Annotated in this window: 10 protein-coding genes; 3 read left to right on the top strand and 7 right to left on the bottom strand. The window is 70.0% G+C overall.

Features of this window, described 5'->3' with window-relative positions; genetic code table 11:
* The first annotated feature begins 91 nt into the window (after positions 1-91).
* Positions 92-2,803, top strand: a complete 2,712-nt coding sequence (locus H074_RS06290) for a helix-turn-helix transcriptional regulator (RefSeq protein ID WP_007029186.1) — start codon at positions 92-94, stop codon at positions 2,801-2,803.
* Positions 2,804-2,835: 32 nt separating this feature from the next.
* Here H074_RS06290 and H074_RS06285 read toward each other — a convergent pair whose 3' ends face one another.
* Complete coding sequence (locus H074_RS06285; protein WP_039921688.1) at positions 2,836-3,267, bottom strand: organic hydroperoxide resistance protein; 432 nt, start codon at positions 3,265-3,267, stop codon at positions 2,836-2,838.
* Between the two features lie 139 nt (positions 3,268-3,406).
* On the opposite strand from H074_RS06285, the gene H074_RS06280 reads away from it, so the two are divergent.
* The gene (locus H074_RS06280; RefSeq protein WP_007029184.1) at positions 3,407-4,972 is read left to right on the top strand and encodes a BTAD domain-containing putative transcriptional regulator; all 1,566 of its coding nucleotides are present in this window, start codon (positions 3,407-3,409) and stop codon (positions 4,970-4,972) included.
* Here the strand turns inward: H074_RS06280 and H074_RS06275 are convergent, their stop codons facing one another.
* The 6 genes from H074_RS06275 to H074_RS06250 all read right to left on the bottom strand — a co-directional run bounded on the left by H074_RS06275 (position 4,973) and on the right by H074_RS06250 (position 12,187).
* Entirely contained in the window at positions 4,973-6,571 is a 1,599-nt protein-coding gene (locus tag H074_RS06275) for a glycoside hydrolase family 13 protein (RefSeq protein WP_007029183.1), read from the bottom strand. It abuts the gene before it with no gap.
* A 48-nt stretch (positions 6,572-6,619) separates the two neighbouring features.
* The gene (locus tag H074_RS06270) at positions 6,620-7,489 is read right to left on the bottom strand and encodes a carbohydrate ABC transporter permease (protein ID WP_007029182.1); all 870 of its coding nucleotides are present in this window, start codon (positions 7,487-7,489) and stop codon (positions 6,620-6,622) included.
* Positions 7,486-8,460, bottom strand: a complete 975-nt coding sequence (locus H074_RS06265) for a carbohydrate ABC transporter permease (protein ID WP_007029181.1) — start codon at positions 8,458-8,460, stop codon at positions 7,486-7,488. The genes H074_RS06270 and H074_RS06265 overlap by 4 nt, the downstream gene beginning before the upstream one ends.
* On the bottom strand, positions 8,438-9,817 hold the full coding sequence (locus H074_RS06260) for an ABC transporter substrate-binding protein (RefSeq protein WP_039921686.1): 1,380 nt from the start codon (positions 9,815-9,817) through the stop codon (positions 8,438-8,440). The genes H074_RS06265 and H074_RS06260 overlap by 23 nt, the downstream gene beginning before the upstream one ends.
* A gap of 136 nt (positions 9,818-9,953) precedes the next feature.
* Positions 9,954-10,958 carry a LacI family DNA-binding transcriptional regulator gene (locus H074_RS06255; RefSeq protein WP_007029179.1) on the bottom strand — a complete coding sequence of 335 codons (1,005 nt, stop codon included), beginning with the start codon at positions 10,956-10,958 and terminating at the stop codon, positions 9,954-9,956.
* A gap of 32 nt (positions 10,959-10,990) precedes the next feature.
* Entirely contained in the window at positions 10,991-12,187 is a 1,197-nt protein-coding gene (locus H074_RS06250) for an MFS transporter (protein WP_007029178.1), read from the bottom strand.
* A gap of 57 nt (positions 12,188-12,244) precedes the next feature.
* Between H074_RS06250 and H074_RS06245 the strand changes: the two genes are divergently transcribed.
* A complete protein-coding gene (locus tag H074_RS06245) occupies positions 12,245-12,790 on the top strand; it encodes a hypothetical protein (RefSeq protein ID WP_235096671.1) in 546 nt (181 codons plus the stop codon).
* The last annotated feature ends 66 nt before the right edge of the window (positions 12,791-12,856 follow it).

Here is a 12,856-nt window from a genome sequence, read left to right as displayed (position 1 = left end):
ATCCTGTGGACGCCGCCGCCGAGTCCTAACCGGACCGTTTGGGTATCGTCGGACGGGCGGCCGCCCATGGCCGGGGGAGGAACGCCGCACCATGCCGCTTTTCGGACGGGAAGCCGAACTGAAGGACCTGGGTGAGCTCGTCGACGGGCCTGCCGCGGGCCGCGGCGGTGTCCTCGTCCAGGGCGAACCCGGCGTCGGCAAGTCCGCCGTCGTGGCGGAGGCCGTGGCCGTGGCGACGGTCGGGGGCCTGCGGGTGCTGCGCACGACCGGTGTCGAGGCAGAACGGAACTTCGCCTACGCCGCTCTGCATCAGCTGCTCCATCCGGTCCGGGCAGGCGTCGACACTCTGCCCGCGCCGCAGCGCTGTGCGCTCTGGGCGGCGCTGGGACTCGCCGAAGCGGCGGAGCCGAACGCGTACCTGGTCGGACTCGCCGCGCTGACACTGCTTTCGGAGGAGGCGGTGGCCAAGCCGTTGCTGATCGTCGCCGAGGACGTCCACTGGATGGACCGCGAGAGCGCCGACGTGCTCGCGTTCGTGGCGCGGCGGATCGAGACGGAGCCGATCGTCCTGATCGCGACCCTCCGGGACGGGGAGCCGTCGCCGCTGCGCGACGCGGGACTGTCCTCAATGGACCTGGAACGCCTTCCCGAAGACGTGGCGGCCGACCTGCTCGACTCCGTCGCCCCCGGGCTCACCTCGCCGGTCCGGTCCCGGCTGCTCGCCGAGGCCGCAGGGAATCCGCTGGCCCTGACCGAGTTGCCGTCGTCCGTGACCGAGGCGCCCGACCCCGTGCTGCCGCTGACCGAACGGCTCGAGCGCACGTTCGGTGCCCGGTTCGCCGCTCTGCCGGAACCGGCCCGCACGACCTTGCTGGTCGCCGCGCTCAACGAGGCCGGTTCGCTGAGCGAGACCCTCGCGGCGGCAGGCGAGCTGCTGGGTGAAGACGTCGAGCCGTCGGCGCTGGCGCCCGCCGCCGAGGCCCGGTTGATCGACCTCGAAGCCCGGACGGTCTCGTTCCGGCATCCGTTGACGCGCTCGGCCATCCCCGCTTCGGTGCCGATCGAGGAACGGCGGCGCGCGCACTTGAGTCTCGCCGAGACCTTCCACCAGCAGCCGGATCGTCGAGCCTGGCATCAGGCGGCCGCGGCGACCGGCACCGACGAAAACGTGGCACGAGAATTGGAGAACGCCGCCGATCGTGCCCGGCACCGCGGAGGGCCGACAGCCGCCGTCGCCGCGCTGGAGCAAGCGGCCCGGTTGAGCCCCGAGTCGGAGCGCCGCGCGGACCGGTTGCTGCGCGCGGCCGAGCTGGCCGTCGAATCCGGTGGCCGTGAGACGGCGGAACGGCTCGTCCGGGACGCCCGCGCGGGGGAGCTCACGCCACGGCAACGAGCGACAGCGAGCTGGCTGCTCAGCGGGTTCGAGGACGGTGTGCGCGAGGACCTCTCGCGGATCGCGGAACTGGCGCGGCTGGCCGAGTCGGTCGCGGAGGACGGACATCCGGATCCGGCGATGCGCGTTCTGTGGGGTGCCGCCATGCGCTGTTTCTGGGCAGAACCCGGCGCGGACACGCGGCGCGCGCTGCTGGCCGTCGCGGACCGTCTCCCGGTGGATGACTCGGATCCGCGCCTGGTCGCCGTCGCCGCCTATGTGGCGCCGTTCGACCGGGCCGGATCCGTGCTCGGCGAGCTGCGCGAACTCGCCGCCGGCACCGGTGCCGACCCCGAGGTCGACCGTTTCCTCGGCAGCGCCTCACTGCAGGTCGGCGCGGTCGATCTGGCCGCCCGGTTCTCCGCGGCCGCGGCGCCGGGGTTGCGGGCGCAAGGCAGGCTCGGCCTGCTGACGCGAGCACTGGCGATCCAGGCGTGGAGCAGGGTCCGGCTCGGCGACCTCGCCGCGGCCGTGCCCGTCGCGGCGGAAGCGGCCGAACTCGCCAAGGAGACAGGGCAGCCGTTCATGTACGGCCTCGCCACCGCGGTCCAGGCGGAGATCGCCGCGTTGCGGGGCGAGCACAAACAAGCCAAGACGCTGGCAGACGAGGCCGAACGGACCGCGCTCGCCGCCGGTGCCCGGCCCGTACTGGCGACCGTGCGGCTCGCCAGGGGGATCGCGGCGTCGAGCGAGGGCCGCTTCGACGACGCGTTCACCGACCTGCGGCGCCTGTTCGACCCCGCCGATCCCGCCTTCCAGCTGGCGCTGCGCGTCTACTTCGTCGCCGAACTCACCGAGGCCGCGGTCCGGGCGGGCCGGATCGAGGCCCTGCGCGAGATCGTCGCGGAGATGGAACAGCTCGCCCCGACGACCCCGGCGCCCGCCTTGCACATCGGCTTGCGTTACGCCCGCGCCGTGCTCGAACCGAGCGACGAACTGTTCGAGACCGCACTGCGGGCGGAGCTGGACGGCTGGCCCGCCGAACGCGGGCGGCTGCACCTGGCCTACGGCGAGTGGCTGCGGCGGCAGCGGCGCGCCGTGGACTCGCGGGCGCATCTGCGCACCGCGCGGGAGACGTTCGACGCGCTCGGCATGACAGCGTGGGCCGAACGCGCGCGCCGCGAACTGCGCAGCGCGGGAGAGTCCAGCCCCCGTCGTGGCCCCGACGCGCGCGAGAAACTGACCCCGCACGAACTGAGCATCGTGCAGCTGGCCGCGGAAGGCCTGACCAACCGGGAGATCGGGCAGCGGCTCTACCTGTCCCACCGGACGGTCGGCACGCATCTGCACCGGATCTTCCCGAAACTCGGGGTGAGTTCGCGGGCGGAACTCGCGGGAGCGCTCAAGCTCGTGAGTGGTAAAGACGGTTAGAACCGTCCTTACCACTCACGAGCCGCGAGACCTCACGCGACTGTCGCGGCCAACGTGACTTCCACATTCCCCCGAGTCGCCTTGGAGTACGGGCACACCTGATGGGCGCCCTGGACCAGTTCGTCGGCGGTGGCCTGGTCGATGCCGGTGGCCTCCAGGTGCAACGCGGCGCTCAGGTGGAACTCGCCCGCGCCGGTGTCGTGGTGCAGCGTCACCTCGGCGACGACCGCCAGGTCGTCCAGCTTCACCTTCTTGGCGCCGGCGACGCGACGGACGGCACCGACGAAGCAGGACGCCCAGCCCGCGGCGAACAGTTGCTCGGGGTTCGTGCCGTCGCCGGAACCGCCGAAGGCCTTCGGGACGGCGAGGCCGACGTCGAGCACGCCGTCGTCGGAGGTCGCCCGGCCGCCGTTGCGGCCTTCCGCGGTCGAAGTGGCGACGGCGGTGTACGTGGTTTCAGACATGCCGCAACCGTAGGAATCCGGCCGTGACCGCGGCGACCGTCGCACGACGTCATTCCTGTACGTCATGGGCGGACGACGTACGCCGACGACGTCGTCCGACGGTCGCGGCCGCCGCCCGGGCTCGCCTACCTTTCGGTTCATGTCCCACCTGCCGCAGGAAGTCCGGTATCGCTTCACCGTGCTCGGCCCGCCCGGTTTCACCAGCGGTGGAACCCGGCTGGACCTCGGCTCACCGCAGCAGCAGGCGGTTCTGATGCTGTTGCTGGCCAACGCGGGCAGTTTCGTCCGGACCGGCGAGCTGATCGACGGGCTCTGGGGCGAGCGGGCACCCGCGACCGGCGAGGCCGTCATCCGGACCTACATCTCCCGCCTCCGGCGACTGCTCTCCTTGCAGGGATTGGGATCGGCGATCGTCTCGCGGTCCGGCGGCTACCGGCTGGACCCGGATCGCTTCGAGGTGGACGCGGTCGAATTCGCCGGGTTGATCGAGCGCGCGCGTCAGGCTCACACCGTGGAGACGGCGGCGAAGCTGCTGGAGCGGGCGCTCGGTCTCTGGACCGGAACGGCGCTGGCCGGCGTCCCCGGCGAAGCGGCCGAACACGAGCGCACGCGTCTGGAGCGGCTGAAACTGACCGCCACCCAAGAGCTGCTCCGGCTACGCCTGGAACTCGGGGAACACGACGAGGTGATGGCCGAGGTGCCCGTGCTGATCGAGCGGAACCGCCTCGAAGAGCCGCTGTACGAGATCTATCTCCTCGCCCTCCATCGCGGCGGCCGCCGGGCCGAGGCGCTCGAACTCTACCGGACGATCCACGACCTGTTCGCCGAAGAACTCGGGGTCCGGCCGGGGCCGAAACTGCGGGCACTGCACGAAAAGGTGCTTCGCGCCGAAGACGACCAAGCGCCATCGCTCCGTGAATCCGACCCGCTGTTCGTCGGACGCGAGCGCGAACGCGCGGAATTCCGGCGGCTGCTCGCGAGAGACCCGGCCAAAGGCGTCGAGGTGCTGTTCCTCACCGGTGCCCCCGGCATCGGGAAGTCGACCCTGCTGCGGAAATTCGCCGAGGACGCGGCGGCCATGGGCAAGCCCGTACGGTTGTTCGACGGGCTCGACTGTCCAGCGGGTGTTTTCCGTCGCTTTTCCGAAGACGCCACGGTCGTGATCGCGGGCCGGAGCGGTCCGGACCCCACACTGCTGGTCGATCCGGCGTGGTCCGGGAGGATCAGGATCCGGAAGCTCGAAGCCCTGAGCGAGACCGAGTCCGCGGCGCTGCTCGAGGCACGGGGTGTGGACCCCGGCCTCCGGAGGTCCATTGTGGACTTCGCGGCGGGCAACCCGTTCGCGCTTTCCCTGGCCGCCGAGGTCAGCAGGTCGCCTCGGGTGGATGCGGCGCGCTACGTGGTGGACACCGTTTACGCCCATCTGGCCGGTGATCCGCCGACGGAGAGGCACCGGTGGGCGTTGTACGTGTGCGCGCAAGCGGACCACACCACCGAAGACCTCCTCCGGTCCGTCCTGCCGGGAGGGCGGTCGTCGGAGCTGTTCGACTGGCTCCGCGACCACCCCTGCGTCGAGACCGTCACCCACGGCCTCGTCCTCGGCGGTGTGCTCCGCGAGGTGCTCGACAGGCACCTCGCCTGGCGTGACCCGGCAGGCCGCGCACGGATGCGCGGCCGGATCAGCCGGGTCACGACCGGTCGCTGATCAGGCGAGCAGCCACACCGCGGTGTCCGTCGGGAGTTCACCTTCGACGGTGCCACTGGCCATGAGCACTTCGCGATGCGGCGGCAGCGGCACCGGCTCGGCCGAGAAGTTCAGCACGAAGGTGAATCCCGGCTCCCGGGTGAACGCGAGCACTCCGTCGCCCAGCTCCAGCCACTCCAGATCACCGGGCCCGAGTGCGGGAAGTTCGTCCCGCAGGCGCAGACCGGCGCGGTAGAGCCGGAGCATCGACGCAGGTTCGGCCGCCTGTGCCTTCGCCGTGCTGGAGCGCCATTCCGCGGGCTGGGGCAGCCACGTCCCGCCGGTGCCGAAGCCGAACGGTGGCGCGTCGCCGGACCAGGGGAGCGGCACACGGCAGCCGTCACGACCGGGGTCGGCGCCGTTCGTGCGGGTCCACACCGGATCCTGACGGAGTTCGCCGGGGATGTCCTCGATCTCCCAGAGCCCGAGCTCTTCCCCTTGGTAGACATACAAACCGCCGGGCAGCGCCATGGTCAGCAACGCCGCCGCCCGCGCCCGGCGGGTCCCGAGCTCGCGGTCCACCGGGGTGCCGTGCAGCCGGTCGGCGAACGCGAAACCGGTGTCGCCCTCACGTCCGTACCGGGTCACGTGCCGGGTGACGTCGTGGTTCGACAGCACCCAGGCCGCGGGCGCGCCGACCTCTTCGTGCGCCGCCAGCGCCCGCTCGATGACGTCCCGGAATCGCGCGGAATCCCACGGGCACACCAGGAAATCGAAGTTGAACGCCGCGTGCAGTTCATCGCGGCGGAGGTACCGCGCGGCACGCGACATGTCCGGCAGCCACATCTCGCCGACCAGCACCCGGTCACCCGGGTAGCTGTCGGCGATCTTGCGCCACGACCGGTAGATCTCGTGCAGTCCCTCCTGATCGGAGAACGGCGTCTCGTCGCCGGGATCGACGTCGGGCAGCCGCGGGTCCTTCACCAGGCCGTCGGCGACGTCGATGCGGAAACCGTCGACCCCGCGGTCGAACCAGAACCGCAGCACATCCTCGAAATCGGCGCGGATGTCCTGGTTGTCCCAGTTGAAGTCCGGCTGGCGCGAGCTGTACAGGTGCAGGTACCACTCGCCGTCCGGGACCCGCGTCCACGCGGATCCGCCGAAGCGCGACTTCCAGTTGTTCGGCGGCTCGGAGCCGTCGGGTCCGCGCCCCGGCCGGAACCAGAACCGTCGCCGCTCCGGTGATCCCGGCTCCGCCGCGAGAGCCTCCTTGAACCAGCGGTGCTCGTCGGAGCAGTGGTTCGGCACGATGTCGATGATCACGCGGATCCCCTTGGCGTGGGCCGCGGCGATCAGGTCCTCCGCTTCGGCGAGAGTGCCGAAGAGCGGGTCGATTTCCCGGAAGTCGGCGACGTCGTAGCCGCCGTCGTCCATCGGCGACGGATACCACGGGGTGAACCAGATCGCGTCGATCCCCAGTTCGGCCAGGTAGTCCAGCCGTGCGCGGACCCCGGCGAGATCGCCGACACCGTCGCCGTTCCCGTCCGCGAAACTGCGGAGGTAGACCTGGTAGATCGCCGCGCTCCGCCACCAAGCGGCGGACTGCCCTGATGCGGTCACGGAAACGCCCTCCTCGATTGTTCGTGGATACCCCGTATGCGGCGAGAATCAACCTTTGAGGCTGCCGGCGGTGAGCCCGGCGAGGATGTGCCGCTGGAACGCCAGGAACAGTGCCACCATCGGCAGACTGGCCAGCACCATGCCGGCGACGAGCACGTTCAGTGGCATGTCGATGGCCACTCGCTGCAGCATCACCGACAGGGTCTGCTTTTCGGTGTCCGGGAACACCAGTAGCGGCCAGATGAAGTCCTTCCACGCGGTCACCACCGCGAGGATCGAGACCACGGCCAGGATCGGCCGGGAGATCGGCAGGATGATGCGCCACAGCGTGCGCACCGGCCCCGCGCCGTCGAGCCGGGCGGCCTCTATCAGCTCGTCGGGGACCTGGTCGAAGAACCGTTTCAGCAGGTAGATGTTGAACGCGTTCGCGGCGGCCGGCAACCAGACGGCCGCCGGTGAATTGATCAGGTTGATGTTCAGCAGCGGCAGGTCGGTGATCGTCACGTAGGTCGGCACCAGCAGCGCCGCGGCCGGGAGCATCAGCGTCGCGAGCATCAGCCCGAGCACGACGTTGCCGAATTTCGGCCGCAGTTTCGACAACGCGAACGCCGCGGGGACGTCGATGGCCAGCTGCGCCAGCCAGGCGCCACCGGCGACGATGACGGTGTTGAGGAAGTACTTGCCGAGGCTCAGCTGGTCCCACGCGTCGGCGAAGGTCTCCGGACGCCACTCGTTCGGAATGAACGTCGCCGGTGTCCGCGCCAGCTCCTGCGGTGACTTCATCGCGCCGGTCACCGCCCAGTACAGCGGGAACAGGAACGCGATGACGAACAGGAGCAGGGTGCAGCCGAAGATCACGGCGTACCCGATCTTCCCGCCGGGGCCGCGGAGCGTGCTGGGGGAGACGAGTGTCCTCATGACCGATCCGCCTTCCGGGTCAGGCGCACGTACAACGCGGAAAACACCCCGAGCGCGACGAACAGCAGCAGGCTCAACGCGCTGGCCGAGCCGAAGTCGTTGTAGACGAAGGCGTAGCGGTACAGCAGCAGGAGCACGGTGACGGTGGAGTCGTCCGGCCCGCCGCCGGTCATCACGTACGGCTCGGTGAACACCTGCATGGTCGCGACGACCTGCAACAGCAGGAGCACCAGCAGGACGAACCTGGTCTGCGGCAGCGTGACGTGGATCAGGCGTTTCCACAGTCCCGCGCCGTCGAGCTCCGCGGCTTCATAGAGTTCGCCGGGGATGGTGCCGAGCGCGGCGAGGTAGATCAGCGTGGTGCTGCCCATGTTCGCCCACGTGGAGACGAACACCAGCGACAGCATCGACGTGTCGCTCGAGTCGAGCCATTGGCCGCCGGGCAGGCCGACGGCGCCCAGCGCGGAGTTGAACAGCCCGGCGCCCGGATCGTAGAACCACTTCCACATCAGGGCGGTGACCACCGGCGGCAGCATCACCGGCAGGTACACCGCGAGCCGGAAGAACGCCTTGGCGTGCCGCAGTTCGTTGAGCAGCACCGCGGTCAGGAAGGGCACCACGAACCCGAAGACCAGGGCGAGCCCGGTGAACGACAACGTGTTGCGCCAGGCGACGCCGAACAGCGGGTCTTCGAACAGGCGGGTGAAGTTGTCGAACCCGACCCACGTCGGAGGGTTGACGAAATCGACCTGCTGGAAGCTCAGCAGCAGCCCGCGCACGATCGGGTACCAGGAGAACAGCGCGAACACCACGAGCGCGGCGCACAGCAGGCCGTACGCGGTGAGGTTCTCCTTGATTTCGCGGCGTAACCGGGCCCGGCGGCGTTCGGCCGGGGACGCGACTGGGCGACCGGCCCGAGACGAGGCTGTCGCGGGCCAGTCGAGGACGCTACTTGACCTGGGCGAGGACACTGTTGACCTTCGACTCGGCCGAGGACAGCTGCTGGTCGATATTCGCGTTCCGATCGGTGAGCACCGCTTGCATCACACTGTCGAGAATGGCGTAGACCTGCTGCGCGCTCGGTGGTTCGATGCTGCCCTTGATCCGGGACATCGTGTCCACATAGGACTGAAAGTTCTCCGCGGGGACGTTGGCGTGCTTGGCCTTGATCGCGAGCTGCCGGTCACGGACGGCGCCTTGCCAGACGTCCGGCGTCGGCTCGGCGGGCAGTCCGACCGGCTGCTTGCCGTCGACGTACTGTTGGACGTGCTTCTCGAATCGCTCCGGGTTGAGGTACTTCCAGCGGACCCATTCGAGGCCGGCCTTGATCTTCTCCGGCGAAGCCTTTGGGTTGACCATGTAGCCCTCGCCGCCCAGCAGCGTGCCCTGCCCGCCCGGCATCCCGGCGACGCCGTAGTCCTCGTACTTGCCGTTGAACTGCTTGACCAGCACCGGGACGTTGTCCGGGGCCGCCATGTACATTCCGAGCCGGCCCGCGCCCATCATGCGCTGGACGTCCTGCGCTTCGAGCAACTGCTTGCTGCCCATGGTGTCGTCGTCCCACCGCATGGCGCGCAGCCGGCTCAGGGTGGCCTTCGCCTTGTCGTTGTCGAACGCCGCGACCCACTTGTCGCCGTCCTTGCGGGCGACTTCGCTGCCCATGGAGTAGAGCCAGCCGGTCAGGTGCCAGCCGCCCTGGTTGTTCTTGCTGTAGTCGGCGTATCCGACGATGCCGTTGCCCAGCGCGGCGATCTTCTTCGCGGCTTCGCGGACCTCGTCCCAGGTCCGCGGCGGTTTGTTCGGGTCCAGCCCGGCCTTCTGGAACAGCGGGCGGCTGTAGAGCAGGCCCATGCTGTAGTTCATCGTCGGCAGGCCGTAGAGCTTGCCGTCGGCATCCCGGAAGTTGTCCAGTAATTCCGGCTTGATGTCGCCGAAGTTCTTCAGGCCCTTGGCCGCTTCGGTGATGTCGGCGGCCTGACGGCGCGCGATGATCTGGGCCGGGTCGGTGAAGTAGACGTAGTAGACGTCTTCGAGCTGCCCGCCGGCGAGCTTGGCGGAGAACGTCTTCGGGTCCATGAACCCTTCGTGCGGTTCGATGTCGATGTCCGGGTGGGTCTCCTCGAACTCCTTGACGTCGGCGTCGAACACGCCGCGCTCGAACGGCTGGCTGGTCGGGGGCTGGCCGGTGACGGAGACCTTGACCTTGCCCCCGGCTCCGGTGCTGTCACCGGAGCCGGAACCGCAGGCGGCCACTCCCAGTGTGAGTCCGCCCGCCAGAAGCAGGCAGAAAATCCGGCGGCGCGCGGCAGAGGACCAAGTGCTGCTCATCTTCAAGCCTCATCTCGGGATCGCGACGGCTGTCACGTGATTGCGGTCACTCTAAAGTGGCGCCCCGGATTAACGCAATAACTGGATGAGAACCTGCAACTTATCGACAGCTCCTGGCGACCCCGCAAGTAGGTGACTAGTTGCGGCGGGCGGTCGAGCCCCGCACGACGAGTTCGGGCGCGAACAACAGTTCCTCGGCCGCCACCTCGCCGCCGTTTATGCGCTTGACCAGTAGTTCCACCACGGCGCGGCCCATCGCCTCGATCGGCTGGCGGGTCGTGGTGAGCGGCGGGTCGGTGCAGTTCATCAGGGCCGAATCGTCGTAGCCGACCACCGAGATGTCTTCGGGAACCGACAGTCCCTGTCGCCGGGCCGCGCGGATCGCGCCCAAGGCCAGCAGGTCGCTCGCGCACAGGACGGCCGTCGCGCCGCGTGGGTACAGCCGCGCCGCGGCCGCGTGTCCGCCTTCGATGGAGAACATGCCGTGTTCGACGAGTTCGTCCAGTACCGGGAGCCCGAGTTTCCCCGCGTAGGCGCGGAATGCCTCGAGTTTGCGCTGGGACGGCACGTGGTCGGTCGGGCCGAGGACGAGCCCGATCTTCTCGTGCCCGAGTGAGCTCAGGTGCCCGACGACCTGCTCGACGGCGACCGCGTCGTCGCACGAGATCTGCGGCAGCCCGAGGTGGTCGACGGCGGCGTTGATCAGCACCGTCGGCAGCCGGCGCTCGGCGAGGTGGTGGTAATGGGAGTGCACCGCGTCGGCTTGGGCGTACAGCCCGCCGGCGAACACGACGCCGGAAACCTGCTGCTGCAGAAGCAGTTCGACGTACTCGGCTTCGGAGACGCCGCCCGCGGTGCGGGTGCACAGCACGGGGGTGAAACCCTGTTGGGCGAGGGCGTTGCCCATGATCTCGGCGAGCGCGGGGAAGATGGGGTTCTGCAGTTCGGGAAGGACCAGTCCGACCAGGCGGGCGCGGTCGCCGCGCAGCTGGGTCGGCCGTTCGTAGCCCATCACGTCCAGCGCGGTGAGGACGGCGGCCCGGGTGCTCGCGGAGACCCCGGACCGGCCGTTGAGGACCCGGCTGACCGTGGCTTCACTGACCCCGACCTTGCGGGCGACTTCGGCAAGACGACGCGTCATGTGTGAAACATTACCGCAAGCGAGTGCAAAAACTAGACACTCTTGATCGGTGCGGTAGCCCGGAAGTCGCGCGAAGAGGGAACGAGAGCGGCGGCCGCCGGCGCGGCGAAGCAGACGACCGCGCATGCCGCCAGCACCGGCGTCGCCCCGAACCGGTCGATCGCGGGCGCGATGAGCGCCAGCCCGGCGGGTGCCAGGCCATAGGAGAACAGGAAGTCCAATGAGGACACTCGGGCGAGCTTCCCCGGCTCGACCTCCCGCTGGGTCGCGGTGAACCACGGGACGTTGAACAGTTCGATGCCCAGCCCGGCGACGGCGTAGGCGGCGACGACGAAGGCCGGGTGCACGGGGAACAGCAGGCTCAGTGGTGCGAAGCCGTAGCAACCGAGCCCGATCAGCGCCGCCCAGCCCTGCCGCTTCGGGCGACGGCGCGCGATGACGACGGCGCCCGCGAGCGCGCCGACTGTGTACGCGGTGAGCCCGGCGGCCAGGACGGCTTCGGTGTCGTAGCGGTCGCGGCTGACCAAGGGCAGCACGACACCGGTGGCGGAATAGCCGGTCGCGACGACGGCGGTCAGCGCGCCGAGCCCGGCCAGGAACCACGGGTGACGGCGAGCTTCGCGGAGACCGTCGGCGAATTCGCCGAAGAAGCGTGCCCTGCCGGCCGCCGGGGCGGGCGTGAAAGTGCCTCGCGGCGGGATCAGCGCCGCGCCCAGCCACAGCACGCCGGTCCCGATCACCAGGACCGGCGTCGAGGCGACCTGCGACAGCAAGGCGGTGAGACCGGGCGCGACGAGCGTCGTGACCCGGACGGCGAGGGTCATCGCGGCGTTGGCCTGCTGACGCCGGTCCTCGGCGATCACTTCGGCGGTCAGCGCCTGGAACGCCGGGCGGCACGCGCCCTGCCCGATGCCGACGACGGCGGCCGCGGCCGCCGTCACCAGGACTGACCGGCCCATGCCGGTGGCGATCAGGGGAGTGGCGAGACCGGCGACGAGACCTGCCCAGAGCACGACCTGGCGGCGGGAGTGCCGGTCGGCGAGTACCCCTGCCACCGGGACGGCCACGAGGAATCCCGCCGTCCGCGCGGCGAGCACGATTCCGAGGTCCACGGCCGAAAGCGAGCGTTCCAGCACCGCCAGTCCGAGGATGAACGGGAGGGCCCAGGTCGCCAGCCCGGAGGCGGTGTTCCCGGTCCAGAGCCGGAGGAACGACAGGCTGCGGAACACCGGGGTGACGATAGCAAGGAGAGACAGCGGGCCCGGTCGCGCTCTACTCTGCCTCCCGTGCGCACGCCGACCCCGACCCGAGGCCCGGCCCGGCGCCTCCGCGGCGGGGCCGTGGGGGTCCTGACCGGGACCTTGGCGACCGGTGCCCACGTCGGGACCAGCGGACGCGTCCCCGACCTGGGCGTGGTCGTGCTGCTCGTCGCCTTGCTGAGCTGGGTGGCGTACGCGTTCGCGGGCCGCCGCCGCGGTCCGCTCGCCATCCTCTGCCTGGTGGCGGGCGGGCAGCTGGCGATGCACGCCTGCCTGACCTTCCTGACCTGGCAGTCGCATTCCCATCATGCCGAAACCTCGGGCAACGGCCTGTCCATGGCGGCCGGGCACGCCGCCGCGACCCTTGTGGTGGCGATGGTGCTCGCGGGCGCCGAACGCGTCCTGTTCGCCCTCACGACGCTGATCGCTTCGGTTCTTCCTCGCCGGCTGACACCGCCGCCGGCGACAGCGCCGCTGCGGATCCACGTCCCGCTCGCGGTGGAGTTCCCCGCGACCGAGGCGCTCCTGCGAGACGTGCTTTCGCGGCGCGGCCCGCCGGTGACGTCCGCCTGATCCCCGAAATCCTGCCGGGACCCCATGTCCCGGCGGGGCTCAGCACGCGTGCCGTGACCATCCCGG

This window comes from Amycolatopsis decaplanina DSM 44594 (assembly GCF_000342005.1).
Lineage (GTDB): Bacteria > Actinomycetota > Actinomycetes > Mycobacteriales > Pseudonocardiaceae > Amycolatopsis > Amycolatopsis decaplanina.
This window is presented reverse-complemented; position numbering and strand designations above follow the sequence as displayed.

Coding starts and splice junctions, on each gene's coding strand:
- H074_RS06260 (WP_039921686.1), bottom strand. CDS start 9,817: ATGAGCAGCACTTGGTCCTCTGCCGCGCGCCGCCGGATTTTCTGCCTG.
- H074_RS06270 (WP_007029182.1), bottom strand. CDS start 7,489: ATGAGGACACTCGTCTCCCCCAGCACGCTCCGCGGCCCCGGCGGGAAG.
- H074_RS06285 (WP_039921688.1), bottom strand. CDS start 3,267: ATGTCTGAAACCACGTACACCGCCGTCGCCACTTCGACCGCGGAAGGC.
- H074_RS06290 (WP_007029186.1), top strand. CDS start 92: ATGCCGCTTTTCGGACGGGAAGCCGAACTGAAGGACCTGGGTGAGCTC.
- H074_RS06280 (WP_007029184.1), top strand. CDS start 3,407: ATGTCCCACCTGCCGCAGGAAGTCCGGTATCGCTTCACCGTGCTCGGC.
- H074_RS06255 (WP_007029179.1), bottom strand. CDS start 10,958: ATGACGCGTCGTCTTGCCGAAGTCGCCCGCAAGGTCGGGGTCAGTGAA.